The organism is Tumidithrix helvetica PCC 7403 (assembly GCF_965232925.1).
GTDB classification, from domain to species: domain Bacteria; phylum Cyanobacteriota; class Cyanobacteriia; order Pseudanabaenales; family Pseudanabaenaceae; genus Tumidithrix; species Tumidithrix helvetica.
This window is the reverse complement of record NZ_CBDDRA010000016.1, coordinates 72,969-93,418: the sequence shown is the minus strand read 5'-3', so window position 1 is coordinate 93,418 and position 20,450 is coordinate 72,969. Positions and strand designations below refer to the sequence as shown.

General features: G+C 45.6%; 20 protein-coding genes and 2 pseudogenes. 16 read left to right on the top strand and 6 right to left on the bottom strand.

Going from position 1 to position 20,450, the window contains the following annotated elements:
• Positions 1 to 271: 271 nt before the first annotated feature.
• The 12 genes and pseudogenes from ACP2WE_RS15650 to ACP2WE_RS15595 form a co-directional block, all read left to right on the top strand.
• Positions 272 to 1,996: pseudogene (locus ACP2WE_RS15650) on the top strand (NACHT domain-containing protein); the annotation flags it as partial.
• A gap of 19 nt (positions 1,997 to 2,015) precedes the next feature.
• Positions 2,016 to 3,406, top strand: a 1,391-nt coding sequence (locus tag ACP2WE_RS15645) for a HEAT repeat domain-containing protein (RefSeq protein ID WP_425216476.1), incomplete at its 5' end; no start/stop codon positions are given.
• Between the two features lie 9 nt (positions 3,407 to 3,415).
• A complete protein-coding gene (locus tag ACP2WE_RS15640; RefSeq protein WP_425216475.1) occupies positions 3,416 to 3,832 on the top strand; it encodes a XisH family protein in 417 nt (138 codons plus the stop codon).
• Positions 3,820 to 4,152: a XisI protein gene (locus ACP2WE_RS15635; RefSeq protein WP_425216474.1), complete on the top strand. Its 333-nt coding sequence runs from the start codon at positions 3,820 to 3,822 to the stop codon at positions 4,150 to 4,152. Before ACP2WE_RS15640 ends, ACP2WE_RS15635 begins: the two co-directional genes overlap by 13 nt.
• A gap of 54 nt (positions 4,153 to 4,206) precedes the next feature.
• On the top strand, positions 4,207 to 4,581 hold the full coding sequence (locus tag ACP2WE_RS15630) for a hypothetical protein (RefSeq protein ID WP_425216473.1): 375 nt from the start codon (positions 4,207 to 4,209) through the stop codon (positions 4,579 to 4,581).
• A gap of 94 nt (positions 4,582 to 4,675) precedes the next feature.
• The gene (locus tag ACP2WE_RS15625) at positions 4,676 to 4,906 is read left to right on the top strand and encodes an addiction module protein (protein ID WP_425216472.1); all 231 of its coding nucleotides are present in this window, start codon (positions 4,676 to 4,678) and stop codon (positions 4,904 to 4,906) included.
• Between the two features lie 9 nt (positions 4,907 to 4,915).
• The gene (locus tag ACP2WE_RS15620; RefSeq protein WP_425216471.1) at positions 4,916 to 5,212 is read left to right on the top strand and encodes a type II toxin-antitoxin system RelE/ParE family toxin; all 297 of its coding nucleotides are present in this window, start codon (positions 4,916 to 4,918) and stop codon (positions 5,210 to 5,212) included.
• Between the two features lie 81 nt (positions 5,213 to 5,293).
• Positions 5,294 to 5,455, top strand: a complete 162-nt coding sequence (locus ACP2WE_RS15615; RefSeq protein ID WP_425216513.1) for a DUF2281 domain-containing protein — start codon at positions 5,294 to 5,296, stop codon at positions 5,453 to 5,455.
• Entirely contained in the window at positions 5,452 to 5,682 is a 231-nt protein-coding gene (locus tag ACP2WE_RS15610; RefSeq protein WP_425216470.1) for a DUF2281 domain-containing protein, read from the top strand. The genes ACP2WE_RS15615 and ACP2WE_RS15610 overlap by 4 nt, the downstream gene beginning before the upstream one ends.
• Positions 5,676 to 5,771, top strand: a complete 96-nt coding sequence (locus tag ACP2WE_RS15605) for a type II toxin-antitoxin system PemK/MazF family toxin (RefSeq protein WP_425216469.1) — start codon at positions 5,676 to 5,678, stop codon at positions 5,769 to 5,771. The genes ACP2WE_RS15610 and ACP2WE_RS15605 overlap by 7 nt, the downstream gene beginning before the upstream one ends.
• Positions 5,728 to 6,015 carry a XisI protein gene (locus tag ACP2WE_RS15600; protein WP_425216468.1) on the top strand — a complete coding sequence of 96 codons (288 nt, stop codon included), beginning with the start codon at positions 5,728 to 5,730 and terminating at the stop codon, positions 6,013 to 6,015. The genes ACP2WE_RS15605 and ACP2WE_RS15600 overlap by 44 nt, the downstream gene beginning before the upstream one ends.
• 101 nt (positions 6,016 to 6,116) lie before the next feature.
• A complete protein-coding gene (locus ACP2WE_RS15595) occupies positions 6,117 to 7,502 on the top strand; it encodes a GlnX family signal transduction membrane protein (RefSeq protein ID WP_425216467.1) in 1,386 nt (461 codons plus the stop codon).
• Positions 7,503 to 7,530: 28 nt separating this feature from the next.
• Here the strand turns inward: ACP2WE_RS15595 and ACP2WE_RS15590 are convergent, their stop codons facing one another.
• Together ACP2WE_RS15590 and ACP2WE_RS15585 are read right to left on the bottom strand one after the other, a co-directional pair.
• Entirely contained in the window at positions 7,531 to 9,180 is a 1,650-nt protein-coding gene (locus ACP2WE_RS15590) for an FAD-binding oxidoreductase (protein ID WP_425216466.1), read from the bottom strand.
• A gap of 333 nt (positions 9,181 to 9,513) precedes the next feature.
• Positions 9,514 to 12,678: an FHA domain-containing protein gene (locus ACP2WE_RS15585; RefSeq protein ID WP_425216465.1), complete on the bottom strand. Its 3,165-nt coding sequence runs from the start codon at positions 12,676 to 12,678 to the stop codon at positions 9,514 to 9,516.
• Positions 12,679 to 13,044: 366 nt separating this feature from the next.
• On the opposite strand from ACP2WE_RS15585, the gene ACP2WE_RS15580 reads away from it, so the two are divergent.
• Positions 13,045 to 13,431 carry a hypothetical protein gene (locus ACP2WE_RS15580; protein ID WP_425216464.1) on the top strand — a complete coding sequence of 129 codons (387 nt, stop codon included), beginning with the start codon at positions 13,045 to 13,047 and terminating at the stop codon, positions 13,429 to 13,431.
• A gap of 68 nt (positions 13,432 to 13,499) precedes the next feature.
• Here ACP2WE_RS15580 and ACP2WE_RS15575 read toward each other — a convergent pair whose 3' ends face one another.
• Positions 13,500 to 14,054 (bottom strand): pentapeptide repeat-containing protein, encoded by a 555-nt coding sequence (locus ACP2WE_RS15575; protein ID WP_425216463.1) that lies wholly within the window; start codon positions 14,052 to 14,054, stop codon positions 13,500 to 13,502.
• A 196-nt stretch (positions 14,055 to 14,250) separates the two neighbouring features.
• Positions 14,251 to 15,417, bottom strand: coding sequence for a molybdopterin-synthase adenylyltransferase MoeB (gene moeB / locus ACP2WE_RS15570; protein WP_425216462.1), 1,167 nt, complete (start codon positions 15,415 to 15,417; stop codon positions 14,251 to 14,253).
• A 241-nt stretch (positions 15,418 to 15,658) separates the two neighbouring features.
• On the opposite strand from moeB, the gene ACP2WE_RS15565 reads away from it, so the two are divergent.
• Entirely contained in the window at positions 15,659 to 15,913 is a 255-nt protein-coding gene (locus ACP2WE_RS15565) for a hypothetical protein (RefSeq protein ID WP_330483096.1), read from the top strand.
• A 78-nt stretch (positions 15,914 to 15,991) separates the two neighbouring features.
• On the opposite strand, the gene ACP2WE_RS15560 is transcribed toward ACP2WE_RS15565, so the two are convergent.
• On the bottom strand, positions 15,992 to 17,629 hold the full coding sequence (locus ACP2WE_RS15560) for an acetolactate synthase large subunit (protein ID WP_425216461.1): 1,638 nt from the start codon (positions 17,627 to 17,629) through the stop codon (positions 15,992 to 15,994).
• A gap of 50 nt (positions 17,630 to 17,679) precedes the next feature.
• Positions 17,680 to 19,062, bottom strand: a complete 1,383-nt coding sequence (locus ACP2WE_RS15555) for an NAD-dependent succinate-semialdehyde dehydrogenase (protein WP_425216512.1) — start codon at positions 19,060 to 19,062, stop codon at positions 17,680 to 17,682.
• A 268-nt stretch (positions 19,063 to 19,330) separates the two neighbouring features.
• On the opposite strand from ACP2WE_RS15555, the pseudogene ACP2WE_RS15550 reads away from it, so the two are divergent.
• Both ACP2WE_RS15550 and ACP2WE_RS15545 read left to right on the top strand, forming a co-directional pair.
• Positions 19,331 to 19,963 (top strand): annotated as a pseudogene (locus tag ACP2WE_RS15550) (cysteine hydrolase family protein); the annotation flags it as partial.
• 193 nt (positions 19,964 to 20,156) lie between these two features.
• Positions 20,157 to 20,435 (top strand): peptidoglycan-binding domain-containing protein, encoded by a 279-nt coding sequence (locus ACP2WE_RS15545; protein ID WP_425216460.1) that lies wholly within the window; start codon positions 20,157 to 20,159, stop codon positions 20,433 to 20,435.
• Positions 20,436 to 20,450: the final 15 nt, after the last annotated feature.

The following is a 20,450-nucleotide window of genomic DNA, read 5'->3' as shown; positions in this document are numbered from 1 at the left end:
TTTGATCCCCCTGCCCTATCGGGCATCCCCCTTACGAAAGGGGGACAAGTGAGTTCTCCCCAGCCTACTTTTTGTAGGGGGGAGTTTTTGTTGGGTGGGGTGAACTTCTCACAAAATCGATAATCTGGGGGTACGCGAGCTGCGGCAGGGAAGCGATTTCAGTAAATATTTCAACAAGCAGGGATTTAAGGAAAAAGTCATACAAATCGTTCTGAAATCTGACTGAAACGGTTAAGATATACATCAATATCCCCGCCGCTACAGCTTACGCATGAGTGTAGAGATTAGTTTTGAGACTTATTTAAGGACTGTTGTCGATCGATACAGGCAATGGTGGTGCTTGTATACGCTGACGGATGCGACAGGTCGGGAATCGCAACGGGTGGAACGCGAGCAGATTGCACCTGCTTTTTTTGATTTTGGCTTAATGGTGCAGACTGTACAGCAGCAAGAACAAGGGCGGGAATTTGAGCAAGATCGGGATAAGCAAGAGAAAAAAGAAAAAATAGAACGGTTGCCTGTGCTGGAAGGGATCTGCAAATATGCAGCGGAGCATGTGTTACTGGTGGGGCGACCGGGATCGGGAAAGTCAACGGCTTTAGCAAGGCTGTTGTTGGAGGAATCCCAAAAATCTCTTGAGGATCGCCAAGCGAAAATCCCCGTACTGGTGGAGTTGCGGTATTTGCCATCTGAGGCGAATGAGTCTTCGGTAATTGAGCGGATTCGGGCGTTTATTTTGACACACGATCCTACTTTGGATTTGGATGTGTCGGCGATTGAAAATCTATTGCGTCAGGGGCGTTTTTTACTGCTGGTGGATGGGGTGAATGAGCTGCCATCGGATCGCGGTCGCGCTCAGGTGAATCAATTTCGGGAGCTTTATCAAAAGACTTGCCCGATGATTTTTACGACACGGGAGTTGAGTGCGGGTGGGGATTTAGGGATTGCGAAGCGGCTAGAGATGCAGCCTTTGACGGAGCCGCAGATGCAGCAGTTTGTGATGGCGTATTTGCCGACGCAGGGGGAGAGGTTGTTGCGGCAGTTGTCGGGACGGTTGCGGGAGTTTGGGCAAACGCCTTTGTTGTTATGGATGCTTTGTTCGTTGTTTCAGCGATCGGAACAGATTCCGCCGAATTTGGGTATGGTGTTTCGTGCCTTTACGGTGGGTTATGGCGACAGAATTAAGCAGGATGTGACGCTATCGAAGGATTCGCGGGCATGGTGGGGGCGGTTGTTGCAGTATTTAGCCTTTAAGATGACCTGCGGCGAAAATCTGACGGAATTGCAGGTGGCGATTTCGCGGCGGGATGCGGAGCAGTTTTTGGTGGAGTTTTTGCAAGGGAAAGTAGAGTTTGCGGACGATTGCGCGGTGCGGTGGCTAGAGGATTTGCTGAAGCATCATTTGATTCAGATTAGCAATGACCGCATTGAGTTTCGGCATCAGTTGATTCAGGAATATTATGCGGCGGAGTGGTTGTTGGGGCTGTTGCCGAGTTTGAGTGATGGGCGGTTACAGCAGGTCTATCTCAATTATTTGAAATGGACAGAACCTTTGGCGTTGATGTTGGAGTTGGTGGAGGGTGAGGAGCAGGCAGTGCGGGTGGTAAGGCTGGCGCTGGAGGTGGATTTGCGGTTGGGGGCGAGGTTGGCTGGGGCGGTGAAGTATGGATTTCAAGAGAAAACTTTTGGAGTGTTGATTCGGGAAATAGAAGAATGGAAAATTCCTCAAGTGTCGGCGATCGAGCTTTTTATTGAAACAAAATCAAATTTTGCAGTTGCCCCTCTCATACGTGCTCTCAAAGATTCAAATGATTATGTACGTAGGAATGCAGCAAATGCTTTGGGCAAGCTTGGCAGTGAAAAAGTGGTCGAACTGCTCATTCAAGTGCTCAAAGATTCAACTGATTCTGTACGTGAGAATGCCGCAGAGGTTTTGGGTAAGATTGGCAGTGAAAAAGCAGTTGACGCTCTCATACTTGCTCTCAAAGATTCAAATNATTNTGTACGTAGNAATNCAGCAAATGCTTTGGGCAAGCTTGGCAGTGAAAAAGCAGTTGACGCTCTCATACTTGCTCTCAAAGATTCAAATTATTTTGTACGTAGAAATACAGCAAATGCTTTGGGCAAGCTTGGCAGTGAAAAAGTGGTCGAACCGCTCATTCAAGCGCTCAAAGATTCAAATTATTTTGTACGTGGGGATGCAGCAGATGCTTTGGGCAAGCTTGGCAGTGAAAAAGTGGTCGAACTTCTCATTCAAGTGCTTAAAGATTCAACTGATTCTGTACGTGAGAATGCCGCAGAGGTTTTGGGTAAGATTGGCAGTGAAAAAGCAGTTGACGCTCTCATACTTGCTCTCAAAGATTCAAATGATTATGTACGTAGGAATACCGCAGAGGTTTTGGGTAAGATTGGCAGTGAAAAAGCAGTTGACGCTCTCATACTTGCTCTCAAAGATTCAAATTATTTTGTACGTAGAAATACAGCAAATGCTTTGGGCAAGATTGGCAGTGAAAAAGCAGTTGACGCTCTCATACTACTAGGTATCAAAGATTTAAATGATTATATGCGTGAGGTAGCAGCAGAGGCTTTGGGTAATATTGGTGGCGACAAAGCAGTTTACCCTCTCATACGTGCTCTCAAAGATTCAAATGATTCTGTACGTAGGAATGCAGCAGTTGCTTTGGGCAAGATTGGCAATGATAAAGCAGTTGACCATCTCATACTACTAGCTCTCAAAGATTCAAATGATTCCGTATTTAGGAATGTAATAGAGGCTTTGGACAATATTGCTGAATCCGATCGCAACTTACCCACCCTCACCCAACAACTCCCCCACCTCCTCACCCTCATCCCCACAGAAGCCAGCCAACAAGCCCTCTCAGTCATCACCGCCATCCAAGCCCGATGCAAATACTACAACTACGACATAGCCCAAACACCTTTGCAGGAAACAGAAAATCGTGCTAATCCTGTAGAGAGAATATTACAAGAAATCCATCAAACCCTTAAAACCATGCCAGAAACTAGAAAAAGCAATTTCAACGCAGAAGTTATCCAATATATTGAAAACAACTCAGGCGAAGTCATTGCCAAAAAATATGCCAACGATCCAGCCTTGCTACAGACAATAAACGAGATCGTGCAAGTTCTCGCCAACTTGCAAAAAGATCATCCCACTGCAACTGAAGCCGAAGCCAAAGACATTATCGAAGCAGAATTTAAAGAAATTCAAAACAACCAACCACATAGATGGACGACTTTCCGTCAGCAACTCCTCAACCCTGAACGCTGGCTAAATGGCGGTAAAGCCACAATTAGCGAAATCGCCAAACATTATGCCGAAAACAGCGTATTTCTCAAAGCTGGAGTCGCCTTCCTTGATGGATTTAGCGCCGATGAAGAGTAAAAAAGTAAAATGTCAGCAAAAGATCTGTTTCACGATGCAGTTAGACGAGGGTTAGAAAAAGACCATTGGCAAATAACTGACGATCCACTAGAACTGGAATGGGAAGAAGTTAAAGTTAAGATTGACTTAGCTGCGGAGCGCTTAATTGCTGCCGAACGAGACCAACAAAAAATTGCGGTTGAAATTAAAAGCTTTATCAGTACATCTGCCATTAGCGACTTTCATACAGCACTGGGACAATTTCTCAACTATAGAATCATGCTAGAAGTTAATGAACCCGATCGCCAACTTTATTTAGCAATTCCCCTAGATGCCTATGAAACATTTTTTCAAAGCCGCTTTGCCCAAGCATCGATCGAGCGGTATCAATTAAAGCTGATTGTTTATGAACCCATCGCTGAGGAGATAGTCAAATGGATAAACTAGAAAATTACCGTTTATACATTCAAAATCTTTTGGAAAGGCATAGTCATTTTAAAACTCAAGACGGTGTACAGAATGAGTTGATTTTTGACACCGTGCGCGATCGCTATCAACTGATGCGTGTGGGCTGGAAAGGTTTGAAGCGGGTCTATCATACTGTTCTGCATTTTGACATCAAAGATGGAAAGATCTGGCTACAGCAAAATACAACTGATATTGACATAGGACAAGAGTTACTAGAGTTTGGTATTCCCAAAGAAGACATTGTGCTGGGCTTACATCCTCCCTACAAAAGACCCTATACAGGCTATGGTGTGGCTTAGACGGCTATCTCCTGTAACAAAACTAACCACTAAACATTACCCAGTAAGAAAAATATGACCTTTAACTTCAACGCCCCCGTAGGACAAGTCATCGCAGGCGATCAAACCGTCACAGGCGACAACATCGGCACGCAAAATAACTACTACGGTATAGATGACCCCGACACCCAACAACTAGCGATCGAACTCGACGAACTACTGCAAGGAATCGTTCCACAAATTTCCGATCCCACCAGCGAAGCAGGCAAAGAAATCATCACTGCCACTGCACTGAAAGAGATAGAAAAGAAGCCAACGCTTAAAGATCGATTAGTTGCTGCGCTTACAGCAGGTGCATTTGAAGCGATCAAAAAAATCGCCAAAAATGATTTTGTTGAAGTCTTCCTCGCCGCCTTCAAAGCAGCCCTTGAAGCCAAGCCTAAAAAGTAAAAATGCTTCTCATAGCTGTCTGATAGACTATTCATGACAGAAACTATAATGAAAGTACTTCCACAACAGATTGCCAAACTTGAGGAACTAAATAATGACACTCGAACAACTAGAAAACGAAGTACTTGCATTACCCCAAGACTCCTTAATTCATCTATTCACCCGACTAATCGAACAACTAGGCAAAACCAACGAGATCGATCGCGAAGTTGAAAACGACTGGCTCGAAGAAGCTGAAGCACGCGATCGCGATCTAACCAGTGGAAAAGTTATAGGCTATCCCGCCAGCCAAGTATTTACAGACCTTCGTGCATCCCTAGCCTAGAAACTTGCGATGAAGAAAATCATTTTTCATCCACTAGCACAACAAGAGCTAAACGATGCGATTGGCTACTACCAAACTCAAGACAAAGCGATCGCCTTAGAGTTTTTAAATGCCGTAGAGTCCTCAACCAACTTACTAACCCGTTATCCTGAACTCGGTTTAAAATTTCGAGGTTCAATTCGGCGATTAGTGATATCAAAGTTCCCGTATTCGCTTCTATACCGTCTTGTGGATGGTGAGCAAGTTTATATTTTAGCGATCGCGCATCACAAGCAAAAACCTAACTATTGGCGCAAACGGAACTAATCTTGAACAATTAGACACATGGATAATCAACCGACTGGCAACAAACAACGCCCCAAATGTATAGGCATGGGCGACAGTGGCATGACCAACCTATCAGAACGAGTTGATGAGCTACTTTATGCAGATCATCAACCCCCATCTCCCGTTAAAAAACGTCGAGCAGGGATATTAAAAGGTACATTCGTTTTGCCATTACCCGATGACTTTGATGAAACGTTAGCCGACTTTCAGGAATATTTATGACAGTACAAGACCTAGCGATCGCCAAAATCCAAAATCTTCCCAACGAACTTGTTCAGGAAGTAAGTGATTTTATTGACTTTCTCATGCTCAAACAAGACAATCAACGCTGGCAGCAATGGACACAATTTAGTGAATCCTTAGCGATCGGCGAATCTGACTTTAGCGACTATCTCAAAAACCTAGAAGACTACGAAGAAAGACTAGTACGCGGAGAAATCCAATGGTAACAGTCGCCAGAGGCGATATTGTCTTATGTGACCTAAATCCCGTAATTGGTACAGAACAATCAGGCATCCGACCTGTGGTTACAGAGTGAGTTGATTTTTGACACCGTGCGCGATCGCTATCAACTGGTTGAGGTCAGTTGGCAAAATGGTCGTCGCATCTACGGCACACTTCTGCATATTGATATCATTAACAATAAGCTCTGGATTCAACAAGATGGAACTGAAGCAGGAATTGCTGACGATTTAATCGCTCTTGGTATTCCTAAACACCAGATTGTATTAGGTTTCAAGCCTATAGATCGTCGCAAACTGACCGAGTTTGCTGTTTCCTAAATGTTGAGCTAGAAATTGAAAAAAGCGATCGCCACTAGGCAAAACATGCTTTCACGATTCTATTCCATTACGTTCTCCATAATTTATTCAAGGCTACTTCCATGACCCACACCACCACGCCTCAAAAAGCGATCGCCCGCTTGAATACGCCGCAGTTGCTCAAGGGTGGCTTATACCTGACTTGGGGAGCAAGCGTGCTGGTGCTGATTGCCACAATTGCGGCAGTACAGGGACAACGATATGCAATCAAAACAATTGGGAAAGATACGGCTCCAAGTATTATCGCCGCTCAGCAAATTAAAGCGGGGCTTGCCGATCTCGACGCCAATGCTGCCAATAAATTGCTGGTTGAGGTAGGCAAAAATCCTGAGGCAGAGAAAGCCTATGATAAACGCCGCCAAGAAGTTATCGATGCTTCGTTGTCTGCGGCAGAAAATATTACCTACGGCGATGCCGAACGCGTTCCTATTCGGAAGCTATTTGTGGCGTTGGGCGACTATCGCATCAAGATCCATGAAGCACGCATCTTTCAAAAGCAAAAAAATGAAGGAGCGACTTTGGCAGCTTACCGTGGTGGTGCGGACATTATCGACAATACACTCTTATCTGCTGCGGATGACCTAGATCGGGCAAATCGCGAAGTACTCGATCGCATTTACCGCGAGCAGAAGTTTGCTGCGGGTAAATATTTGTTTTTTGTCTTGATATCGGGGCTGGGACTGTTGGGGGTGCTTGTTGCCTTACAAATTTTCCTGAATGCGAGGATGCGCCGTCTGCTCAATCCCATGCTTTTAGCTGCCACTGCGATCGCAGTTCTATTTATGGGCAACACGGTACGAGCTTTGTCTTCCACTTCCTATCAGCTTAAAGTTGCCAAAGAGGATGCGTTTGAGTCGATTCACGCCCTCTGGCAAATCCGTGCTTTAGCCAATAGCGCCAACGGCGATGAAAGCCGATATCTTTTGGATTCAGCGATGGCAGCCAAACACGAACAGGCTTTTTTTACAAAGGTTACAAAACTGGCTCAAATCCCTGATGTAGAAACGTTCAAAACGATTGTATCTGAACTAAAGAGGGCTGGAACGGACAGTAAAGCGGATGCTGGCTTTAAAGGCTTATTTGCTGACGAACTCAACAACATTACGTTTAAGGGCGAGCGAGAGGCGGCGATCGAGACACTGGAGGCTTTTGGTAAATATTTTGAGATCGATCTCCAAATTCGTCAACTTCAAGAAAGTGGAAAGCATGATGCGGCTGTTGCACTTTGTATTGGAAATAAACAAGGAGAATCAAACTGGGCATTCAATCGCTTCGATCGGGCGCTAGATAAAACCCTTGAGGTCAACCAACAAGCCTTCGATCGCGCCGTTGAGCAAGGCTTTAAAGAAATGGATGGGTTTGAAATCACAACGCCCATTGCCTTGGGGGCGATCTCCCTACTTACCCTGTTTGGTCTACTGCCCCGTACCAAGGAATATACGAGCTAGAGCCTGACAGCAAGATGGCATTTAGCCATTACACATCCATCACCACGCGATCGCGTGGGAAAGAAACACAGGTGAGAATGAATCCCGCTTCTTGTTCGCTTGGTTCTAGGGCTTCAGGGTCGAAGTCTTCCATTTTTACAGTTCCTTCTTTCTTAAGCTTTTTGCAAGTGCCACAGCTACCGACGCGGCAACTACTGCGGATCTTCACCCCTGCTTGTTCGGCAATTTCCAGAATGGATTCTTCGCCATCACAAGCCACTTCTTTACCAGATTTGGCAAAGACTACCGCTACTTTAGAGGCAGATGGAGCGGATGGGGCAGCAACTGGCGCGGCAGCAATTGCAGGAGCATTAGCAACTGGCGCGAATACTGGCTGTAGGTTCTCTAAAAAGGCTCCGATCCCAAACGCCTTGGGTGTGGGGGATATTGCTGGAGGAGCATCTACAGACTTAGATTCTGGGGCAGCTTTCTTCTTCTTCGCTCCGCCAAAACTTTCTTCGTAGTAGTTTTGCATGGGGAACCCAATACTATCTAAAAGCGTTTTTGTGCCTTGCATAAAACTATCGGGGCCGCATACATACACGGTGCGATCGCGGAAATCAGGAGCAACCATTTGCAGCATGGATTCGGTGATCCGACCTCTTAAGCCAACCCAGTTTTGTCCTGCTTCATTACGGGTCGTGGTAATTGCGAGATGAAAGTTGGGTTGTCGCGATGCCATCAATTCTAATTCCTGATGGAAAATAATATCTTGCCTGCTACGTGCGCTATGTAAAAACACGATATTGCAGTCAGAAGCCGTATCATAGACCCAACGGGACATACCCATCATCGGCGTAATACCGCTTCCAGCCGAGATGAATAATAATTTTTGGGATGGATTGGCAAAACAAGTAAATTTACCGAGGGGCCCGCTCAGTTTGATCTCGCTATCCACTGTCAAATTGTCGTGCAACCAGTTTGACACCAACCCGCGCGGAACGTTGGGTTCATTGTCTGGGGCAGGTACGCGCTTGACCGTAATTTCCAAAGTATGAGGGCGTGAAGGGGTAGAAGAGATGGAATAGGAACGCAGTACTTGCTCCCCGTCAATGTCTAGATCGAGGGTAACAAACTGTCCTGGCTTATAGCTAAACAAGGTGGGTGGATCGGTAACAAAAGCAAAGGTCTTAGCGTCAGGGGTTTCATCAATAATTCGCACGCACTTTACTGTTAGCTCGCCTTTTGTCCAACGCGTCATTTGGGTGGGATCGACCAGTGCCACAGGCATATATTGACTGGGCTCTAAAGGCACGGGTGCTGGTGGGGCAACAATCGTCCGTCTGGGATCGATAATCGTCGCATCTTCTTCTGAGACAAAAGCGATCGCTTCGATTTCCAAGATGAAATCTGCAATCCGTAAGATATCTCCTGCCTTAAGTTCAGAGGCCTGATTTGCCAGCATCACTTGATTGTTTAATCTACTGCCGTCTTTACTGGCAAGGTCTGAGAAGTAATATTGTCCATCCTTCAGACCGATTTTGGCATGCATGCGACTAACTTCGGGACTATTGAGAACGATGCCACAGGTGCTCGATCGCCCTACCATGCATTCGCCTCCAGTCATTTGTTCTGGTGCTAGGTCAAGGCTTTTACGATCTTTTGGGGTTTGGGCGTTGTAGATTTTAACTTTGAGCATGGATTCTATTTGCGGTTCAGTAATTCGGTTGTTAGTTGAGTCTTAGAAAGCTAGCAACGATAGCACTTCTTTTAGATTCGCAAAAAATCGTAGTGCGAGGGTTTCGGCGGTTTTAAGGTGTGGGGATCTCACCCACAGAACAAGACAATTCTATAGAGAATTCCCTACTAGCGATCGATTAATGTGAATTCGAGTTAAGGATTTTGGAAAACAAACCACACTTTTAGAGTTTAGAGTCAAACGTATTAACCCACCCTAAGTAAAGAGGGAGGAAACTAGATTTCCGAGTTTCAGGTTTTATTATCCCGAATTCACGTTAAATTACAAATTATTTTAGGCTAAGGATGATGTAAGCATAGTTTGCAAGCGATCGCTGACCTTTACTAATAAATTTTGGGCAAACAGGGCGTCTTGTCTGATTACCTCTTCAAATAGATCTGCCTTGATTGCCAGTCCAACCGTATTGGATGTGGCAGCAACAAACGAGGTTCTATAGGCGCGGTGGGTTAAAACTTCTAACTCACCAATGGTTTCGCCAGGGGAAATCAACGCCAAAACAGATGCGCGATCGCCCAGCACTCGTAGCATCTGAATCGAACCACTTACCACCACCAAAATTTCCTGTGCGACTTTGCCCTGTTGATAAATGGACTCATCTTGATTGTAGGTTTTCACCTCAGCTTGACGCGCCAACTCCACCAAAACGTCTGTCTTGAGTCCCTTAAAGAAATTGCTTTCAAACAAGCGCAATAACTTCTGGAAAGTGTCTAGGGGTCTGGTTGCAGTCGGTTTGATCAGAGGCAGTAGCTCCCACCGCACCGAGATACTAGGTTCGTGCGAGTTACTAAAATATACAACATCGCCTTGACTTAGCTGGGCTTGCTCGTTTCTAAGTACCTTATGCCCAATGCGAAGTCCATTTGCACTGCCCAGGTCTTGAACCTTAACGCCAGTTTCATCCACAAAAAAGACAGCATGCTGACGTGAAACCTGTCTGTCTTGCAGCACCAAATCGTTGTCATCTTCCCGCCCGACACGAATACTAGGTTGTTGGAAGACGCGATCTACGGTAAGTCCTTCATGTCTAATCTTGACCAACAGTGTATTGGACAAAGAAGCAGCCCTTAAGCCATTCCCTGCAATCTCTTGTGCCGTTTCTCTAACTAACTCATCCAAATGATGGCTGTTGCTAAGTAGCTTCTTAGCTTGCTCGATCGCCTTTGTTGGTTCTAACAGATTTAAGGCATAGAGACTAGCGGCTTGAGTCACAGGCTCTAATTCCTGCAAAAGTTCTAATAGCACCTCAATTGTTGCGGATGGATTAGATGGGGCAACTCTCACTTGGGTAGTATTGGCGATCGCGACAAGTTTCTTCATGACTTCAGGGCTGAGACGAGTGTCCCAATCCCCTCCTTCTCCTCTATGCTCTAGGAGTTGTTGCAATACGCTCACAGCTAGATCCTGTAGGGAATTCGCTAGTTTAAGTGCTTCGGGAGCATCGCCTAAAATTTCTAAAATCCCCAGTAATTGCGTTAACACTAAGTGCTGCTTTTGATGAATGGAACGACGGAGCAAAAGGGCGAGTTTATCATCGGCACTGACTAATCGATTGAGGGCGTGATCGCGTCCAGTTAAGATTTGCAGTTGGGAAACGAGAGATTCTGCCGCCCGAATCATCGTACTGTTGGCATGAAACATAGCTGCCAGTACTTGCTCCTCTTCTTCGGTCGTAATGTTGTATTCTCGCTTGAGTGCTAGGATTTGCCTCTGTTTTAACTGTAACGCAGTCTGCATCGGTGTACCGCTTTCCACCAGTTCCAACAAAATCATCTCTAGCGCTTGGCGATAGCTCTCAATTCGCAGTAGATGCTCTCTTGTGAGCTGGTGTTCGGGATTTAAGAGGCTGGGATCGGCAATTCCCAATTCTAATAGAACGTTTTGATGCTCTTCATCGGTCATCCCGAGAGAACCACGCATCGTTTTAAACACTTCCAAACTGCCAGAGGAACGCACATTGCCTGAGGCTAAAGCCTCTTGTAGCACGCCCTTATACATTTGCATCCTTTTTTCGTGATTTAGCCCTGGCAAAGTTTTTGCCAAAACATAGACTTCATCGGGTTTGAGATTTTCTAGCGATCGCCCTTCTAAAAGTTTAGAGAAGTCAATACCCAACTTGTTTAACTGACGACGGAGACTAGTGGTAATGCTCTCGCGGTTATAGAGATCTGTGTTGCGTCCGAGGGTTCTATAGAGCCATAGCGTCACGGCAATGACAGCTAGCCAACTCACCAGAGACTGCCCCCAAGGCGAGAGCCAACCCAAGGTAGGATACACACCCAAAAAGAAGAGGAAATTAAACGCAAAAAATGTACTGAAGGAAAACGCCCAATGCTGAATTTGTTCGTGACTTAGGGGCACGCTTCGCTTTTTGTTGTAATGCTTATACAGCCTTTCGAGCCACACACCAAGCATATAGGTTGCAGCGGTTGTAACGCTTAAGGTTAAAGGAACTGCCAAAATCTTAGGAATGGGAATCGCTTGGTTGGCAATGTAAAACCCTGGCTTAAACAAGGCTGAGAGTTGGTCGGTTTCATTCCACACACCTGCTGAGAGATAGCTCCAGTTGCCTGAATAGAGCGAAAAATAAATATAGAATCCAATCACCAAACCGACATAGCCGTAATAGAGCAATTTGCGATCGCTTTGGGTAATCGTATCCCAATAGGCTCGTTCGGCATCAATATCAAAACAAGGCGATTGACAACTGACACAGGCACTTTTTTCATTGCCCTCGCGATCGGAACTGCGACACATCGATTGGGTGATCGTAGAGGCTCCCTGATGCGCCTCACTGCCTAGTAGCCCGCGTGTCCCTGTATAAACCATCTGTACAGGAGCCATCGGGCAAAAATATTGACACCATGTTTTACCCCCAAATAGATAGCCCACGGTAATTGAGGTCAAAATGCTTGCGATTAAAAAAATGCCCAAGAGTAAGCGATCGGAGTTAACCAGCAACAGCCGAATGTTTAGACTGATAAATAACAGCGCAAACTGGAAATTTAAACCGTTGCGTCCCAACCAAGAATCTTTAGCGATCGTCACCAATTCCAACCTGGTTGCCTTTGTGACGGGATTGACGACCTTGCGCCGTCTTTGAATTCCTAGGGCTCTGGGAATCTGGGACATAAATGATAAAGGACAGATGCGCCGCCAAGCCTCATGCCCCAATACCAAGAGAATCAAAACTGAAGCAGGTACGACCATGCCCCAAAAAATGCGTGCACCCATTGGATAATCATCTAAATCGCGGCATTGTCCCTGAAACTGAAAACATTCAAGATGACTACGAATGTGAAAAGGGCTCCAGACATCATCAGGATCGGTTAAATATGCCGAAAAGGGATCGTAAAATAGGGAGAGTATCAGCACTAGCCAGCCAATCGTCAGCACTAATCTGACATTGTGCATTTGCTTTTCTGAAACTTTGTTTAGCACGGTTTCAACCTCATTTATGCCTTATAACTAACTGAATATGCCGTAATAACTTGTGAATATTATTCCCAACTAAGATGGGTTAATCACAGGTTGGCGATGCGTGGACTTTAGGAGTAATCTATACTCCTTGACACTCAAGATCGTGTTATCAAGCTTACGTACCTACGTTCGATCTACCTTTTAGTCCTTCTTGGTCGCATAATGACGCAATATCACTGGAAAAAGTTCAATTTACCGATCGCATCAGTATTTTTAACACTGATATTTACCCCAATTTGTTTCAGCAATCAAAGGGTTTCAGCTGAGGAAATCAAGATAACACCTAAAGAAACCAAGGTAACGCCCAAGAAAGAGACTACCTTGACTATGTTTGAAAATGTTATCCTTGCCCCTCACTTCACACCTACACTCAAGGTTTTGCATGGGATCAGCGGTGGCATCGTAGAAACACAAAAAATGTCAGGTCGGGTCGAAACCGAAACAGGTGCCTGTATAGGCTTTATCGATACCGTGCCAGATCACACGATTACGCTAACCAAGCCCTTTAAATATCTAGAGTTACAAGTAAAAAGTTCAGGCGATACGGTGATGCTGATCCGAGGTCCTGGGGGCAGTTGGTGCAGCGATGATGTCAGAGATCGCAACCCTATCATCGCAGGAGAATGGTTACCGGGCACCTATGAGATTTGGGTTGGTTCCTATGAAGCCAATATGTCTTTTCCTTACTTATTACAACTCTCAGAGACAAAGTAGTAAATAGCTCTTGGCTAATAGCCCTTGGCTTTCAAGAAACTGCCAACTACCAACTATCAACTGCAATTCTAAAGACAGCCTAGCGTGCTTCTGGTATCGTTTTTAGTAAATGGGTGCATACCTTCGGCGATCGAGCATAAATAAGCTCTGGTTGCATCAGGAAGATTTTTTACACCTGTAAAATCTGCATCAGTAATTGATTTTAGACCTACGAACCTAGCACCTCTAAGATTTGTGCCTCTAAGATTTGTGCCCTTAAGATTTGCACGGGTAAAATCGGCATCAATCAAGTTAGCACCACTAAAGTTAGCAACACTGAGGTTGCTTCGGACAAATTTTGCCTCTGTTAGATTTGCCCAAGTTAAGTTAGCCCAACTTAGATCGGCATCGGAAAAGTTTGTGTTTCTGAGTATGGCACCCCTAAAATTTGTCTCAATTAAATTAGCCCCACTCAGATCGGCATCAATTAGGTTGGCACTGCTCAAATCGACATTCTTGAGATTGGCTCCCCTCAGATCGACCCCACTTAACACTGCGCCTCTCAATTTCAGCCCACCGAGATCGAGAATAGAAAAATCCCTGACCCCTTGACTATATTGCTCTAAAACCCACTCAGCGCTCAATGATTTACCCTTATTAGAACTAGATCGTCAGAATAATCCCTAACAGTTCACTATAAAGCTATAAAGGGGTAGTAATTATTTCTAACCCCTTTACAACTAACTTATACCCAAAGTAGCGATCTAGGAACTGGTTTAGTAATTTTTGCTTATGCGCCTAATTCTCAGCTAACGGTGGCTGAGCGAAGCCAAAGCCATTTTAGTATTTAGGTATAGAAGGATCGATCTCTTGGCTCCAAGCGTTAATGCCACCTTTGACATTAATGCCATCAATGCCAGCTTGCTTGAGAATACCCAATGCCTTTGCAGAGCGTCCTCCCATCTTGCAATGCGCAATGAGTTTGTGCCCATTGAGCAACGATCTAACTTTGTCCACACCCTTACCATTCTCAATTTCAGGTAAGGGGATCAAGACGGTGTTAGGGATTTTGCCAATTTCCCATTCGTTGGGGTTACGAACATCCACGATTAAATAATCCTTTGCACCTGCATCAATAATCTGCTTGAGTTCGCGAACGGTAATCTCAGAAATTTGTTGTTGTGATTCTGTGGCTGCTGCTTGGGGAATACCACAGAACATTTCGTAATCAATCAACTTCTCGATCTTAGGTCGCTCGGGATTAGGACGCAACTTTAACTCACGAAAAGTCATCTTGAGGGCATCATAAAGTAATAAACGCCCGCTTAGCGTATTTCCTTGTCCAAGCACAATTTTGACCGTTTCTGTTGCTTGGATCACCCCTATAATCCCAGGTAAAATCCCTAAGACTCCACCTTCAGCGCAGGAGGGAACTAGCCCAGGAGGCGGTGGCTCTGGATAGAGATCGCGATAATTGGGGCCATCCTGATAATTGAAGACAGTGGCTTGCCCTTCAAAGCGGAATATCGAGCCGTAAACATTGGGTTTATTTAGCAGCACGCAAGCATCGTTAACTAAATAACGGGTGGGGAAATTATCTGTGCCATCAACAACAATGTCGTAGGGAGCCATAATCTCTAGGGCATTTGCCGAAGATAAATGCGTGTTGTATAGATCGATCTGGCAGTAGGGGTTGATTTCTAAGATTCTTGCTTTGGCAGATTCGATTTTTGGTTTACCAACCCAGTTTGTGCCATGAATCACTTGACGCTGAAGATTGGATGTGTCCACCACATCGAAGTCCACAATGCCGATGCGTCCGATGCCAGCCGCTGCAAGATACAACAGTAGGGGAGAGCCTAAGCCCCCCGTACCGATACAAAGTACACTGGCGGCTTTGAGTCGTTTTTGTCCTTCTACGCCCACCTCGGGCAAAATCAGATGACGCGAATACCGCTCGTAGTCATCTGGACTAAGTTGAATATTATTAAGGTCAGGGTCAAGCATAGGTTGAGTCAGAATTACCTTTGTTAATCATGGAACGATCTGGTTGTTTTGCGGGAATCAAAAACATTTCTTAGTCAGAGCTTAAGATTCTATGTCTGTCGAATCACATCTAACTGGTCTATATTTGATGAATAATTTGATTTGATGCATAAGCATGGATTGCGATCGCAGTCATTTTAGTTGCAGATGCTCGCCATGTGCCTATCGTCACCCACTTAATTTAAGTATAAAGTAACCGCTTATGGATACCCCATACATCTACTACATTCCCATCTATCCTGATGATGACTGCAGCGAAACCCTCATGCACTTATTTAGTGGAGAACCGGGGCTAGACAAGGAGATTTTTGCTTTGTTAGAACAACTCGATAAGCGAGAAAGTAAAGGAGAGGCTGTTGATTATATTAAAGAATTTGAAGTTAAATTAAGACTTAAGCGGGTCTCTGTACGACAATTACCCCGTCATCAGTCAAGATTTGTGCCAATTACGACATAATTTAACCCCAAAGATCCTTGAAATCTTCACACTTTACCTTTGTAATTTCAACCTTTGCGATCGCAGCTTATTTCAAGTCTAAATAGCACAGGTGATATCACCAACTTTTCGGGTGAATAGCATGTTTTCACGATAGTCAACGGGGCAGTCAATTACGGTGGGTACTGACTGTTCCAGTGCTTCTTTTAACGTTGGGATCAAATCGATCGCGGACTCAACCCGATAGCCAATTAGCCCCATACTCTCGGCAAGCTTGACAAAATCAGGATTCCCAAACCTGACATGGGCGGATTTACCAAAGTGAATGTTTTGTTTCCATTCGATCAAGCCATAGCCACCGTCATTAAAGATTAAGGTGACAAACGGCGTACCTATGCGCACGGCGGTTTCCAGTTCTTGCATATTCATCATAAAACCACCATCGCCAGTGATTGCAATGATCTTGCGATTGGGATAGACCAATTTGGCTGCAACTGCCCCGGGGATGGCGATCCCCATGGCGGCAAACCCATTGGAGATGATGCAGGTGTTAGGGCGATCGCAGTGGTAGTGCCTTGCCATCCAGATTTTATGGGCACCCACATCAGAAATCACGATATCTTCAGCTCCCATAACTTGGCGGACATCATAGACAACTTTTTGGGGTTTCACTGGAAACCCTTCGTCATCAGCGTACTGCTCGTAGTCAGCCAGAATGCTAGGTCTGAGTTGTAAGGCGTGGGGGTCAGGCTTCCCAGAGCGATCGACGCGGTGCATAATTTCATTGAGGGCATCAGAGATATCGCCCACAATTTCCACCTTAGGAATATAGCTGCTATCAACTTCCGCCCGATTTTCGCCAATGTGAATAATCGGGATTGTACCCAGAGCATTCCATTTTTTGGGCGAGTATTCGATCAGGTCGTAGCCTACGGCAATCACCAGATCGGTTTCATCAAAGGCGCAGTTGATCAAATCTCGCTGTTGTAAACCAATCGTCCACATCGCCAGAGGATGGGTGTAGGGAATCACGCCCTTACCCATAAAGGTATTCACCACAGGAATATTGAGCCTTGTAGCAAAGTCTGTGAGCGCTTGACTAGCTTTGGAGCGAATCGCACCATTGCCCACCAAAATTAGAGGATTTTTGGCTTTGGCAATCAGCATGGCAGCATCGCCTAAACTTCGGTAAGAGGCATACATTCTGCTGTTGTCATCTACGGTCAAAGGTTTTCCCATTACCTCCATCGCCGCGATATTCTCAGGTAGGTCAATATGCACGGCTCCTGGCTTTTCTGTTTGTGCAAGTTTAAAAGCTTTACGCACAATTTCGGGGGTAATGCTAGGACGCACGATCTGGGCATTCCATTTGGTTACGGGCTCAAACATTGCCACGAGATCGAGATATTGATGCGATTCGATATGCATGCGATCGGTGCCTACTTGTCCTGTGATCGCCACCAAGGGAGCGCAGTCAAGGTTGGCATCGGCGACACCTGTCATTAAATTGGTTGCCCCTGGACCTAAGGTTGATAGGCATACGCCTGGTTTCCCCGTGAGCCGCCCATAGACATCTGCCATAAACGCCGCCCCTTGTTCGTGGCGGGTGGTGATAAATTGAATGGAGGAATTCTCTAGGGCATTGATGACCTCTAAATTTTCCTCGCCAGGGAGTCCAAAGATATATTGAACCCCCTCATTTTCAAGACAACGGACTAATAGTTCGGCGGTATTCATAGGTTTATTAATGGTTCGGTAAATTCTCTGTAGCGAACAATAGTCAAGTTTTATTGCACGCAAACGGTTTTGATGTTGACAAATTCTTGGATGCCTTGAATGCCCAGTTCTCTGCCATATCCCGATCGCTTAATTCCCCCAAAAGGCAATTTCGGATCGGATTTGACCATACTGTTAATAAACACGGCTCCAGCTTCAAGATCGTTAATCAGACGCTCTTGTTCCTGCAGATCGGTTGTCCATGCACTAGCACCTAGACCAAAGGGCGTGCAATTGGCGAGGGCGATCGCTTCGTCAATATCTGCAACCCGAAACAGGGAAGCCACAGGTCCAAATAACTCATCGGCATAGGCAGGACAACCCTTGGGAATATCGCTCAAAATTGTGGGTGGATAGAAGTTTCCCTTGGCTAAAGGCGTATGGCTATAGATATGCATATCACCCCCGATCAGCAGTTTGGCACCATGTTGAACCGATTTCTGTACTTGGAGATCGAGTTCTTGACGAATGCGATCGGTAGCTAAGGGACCAATATCGGTTTCAGGGAGCATCGGATCGCCTACCTTTAAGGCTTTGTATCCTTCAACGAGGCGTTGCTCAAATTCCGCTGCGATCGCAGCTTCGACAATAAAGCGCTTGGCGGCAATACAAGACTGACCGCTGTTGAGCATTCGCGCTGCGATCGCAGTAGAAACAGCTTCTTCTAGATTGGCGCTTTTGAGCACGATAAATGGATCGCTACCACCCAGTTCCAATACGGTTTTTTTGATTTCGTGACCCGCGATCGCGGCGAGACTCTGACCCGCAGGTTCGCTACCCGTGAGCGTAGCAGCTTTAACCCGCCCGTCTTTCACAATTTCTGCAACGCGATTTGCCCCAACTAACAGGGTTTGAAATACTCCTGTGGGAAATCCTGCGGCTTGGAAGATCTCCTCGATTGCCAAAGCACACTGAGGAACGTTAGAGGCATGTTTTAACAAACCAATATTGCCCGCCATCAGCGCTGGCGCAGCAAATCGAAATACTTGCCAAAATGGAAAGTTCCAAGGCATGACCGCGAGAATAATCCCCAAAGGCTGATAGCGTACAAAAGAACGACTGGCGGCAGTTGGGATGGATACATCCCCTAGAAATTGTTCGGCATTCTCAGCATAAAAACGACAAACCAAAGCCGATTTTTCAACTTCGGCGATCGCGCTGAGCAGAGGCTTTCCCATTTCTAAGGTCATTAATTTGGCAAATTCTAGCTTACGCGCTTCTAGAATATCTACAGCTTTATGCATCCAACCTGCTTTTTGAGCAAAACTAATGTGGCGATAGGTTGTGAATGCTCGTTCGGCAAGCGCTAACTTGGTATCGAGTTCAGAACTTGTCAGGGCGATAAAAGTCTGAACGACTTCCCCAGTCGTTGGATTTGTAGAGGCGATCGACATTTCCTCAGAACCTCCAGTTTGGTAATTATTGAGGCGTAGTGTTTTAAACGTAAAATTTAAGTACTCCAATCGATCTTATCAACAAATTCTAAATCTGTTATAAAGAATACATTTGACTCCCTGAAAGCGAGAAAAAGTAGCGTGAGGCGATCGCACAATTTTAATCCTCCTCCTCTATCTAGAATTGGTCGCGTCCCCCGATCTGCAAGCGGTGAGCAGTCTGACCGATGGTGCTAGCATTTCATAGCAGAGCATGAGGTGGAAAGGGATGGACTCAAATTCAAATAGGGCTTCTTCTAAATTGTATCCCCTTGGCATACTGCCTAATGCCTGGCTTGTAAATGAGGCGATCGCAGATCTAACCCGCCCACCCCTGATACCGCAGCCGATCGTGCTGTCTACAGAGACAAAGAAGCTCAGGATAGATTTGGCAAAAAGTGCAGCAATTATCGTGGATATGCAGAATGATTTCTGTCACCCCGATGGTTGGCTAGCGCATATTGGCGTTGATGTTGCACCTGCGCGCGCTCCTATTGCTCCCTTGCAAACCCTATTACCCGCGTTGCGATCGCAAAAAGTACCGATAATCTGGTTGAATTGGGGAAATCGACCAGATTTGTTGAACATTAGCGCAGGCTTGCGTCATGTCTATAATCCCACGGGTCATGGAATAGGGCTGGGCGATCCCCTGCCTGCCAACGGTGCGCCAGTTTTAATCGAGCATAGCTGGGCAGCCGCGATCGTCGATGAGTTGCAACCAGAGCCTACGGATATTCATGTCGCCAAGTATCGCATGAGTGGATTTTGGGATACGCCCCTCGATAGCATTCTGCGCAATTTGGGTAGAACTACGATATTTTTTGCGGGTGTAAATGCCGATCGATGCGTGCTCGCTACTTTAATGTGTTGAGTTTTCGCTACAGCCAAGATCGGTGATTGGAACACCCGAGCGTGGAAGTATCTAACTGACGTTAAACTAAGCGATCCGATTGAGCAGAGAGATTAAAAAGTTCTCAAACATACTCTAAACTAAAGGGTGGATTTTTATTTTTGGCAATGTTCGGTTTTTACACATTTTTAAGGAGGACTTATCCATGGCACATGCAGAATTATATAAAGGAGATACGAGTGAAGAGGTAACTCTTTTACAAACATTGTTAGGAGTCAATGCTGATGGTGTTTTTGGCGACCAAACTGAGGCGGCTGTGATCGAATTTCAGACCGAGCATAGTCTCGATGCTGACGGTATCGTGGGTTCAGCCACATGGGCTGCTTTAGAAGCTAAAAAAGCCAATCCAGTAGTAGAAGCAACTGGTAAATCCTTTGGGCAGATTTTTGGTGGCATCGGTACAAATCCTGGTGCATCGAGTTAGTTGGCGGAGGTTAGT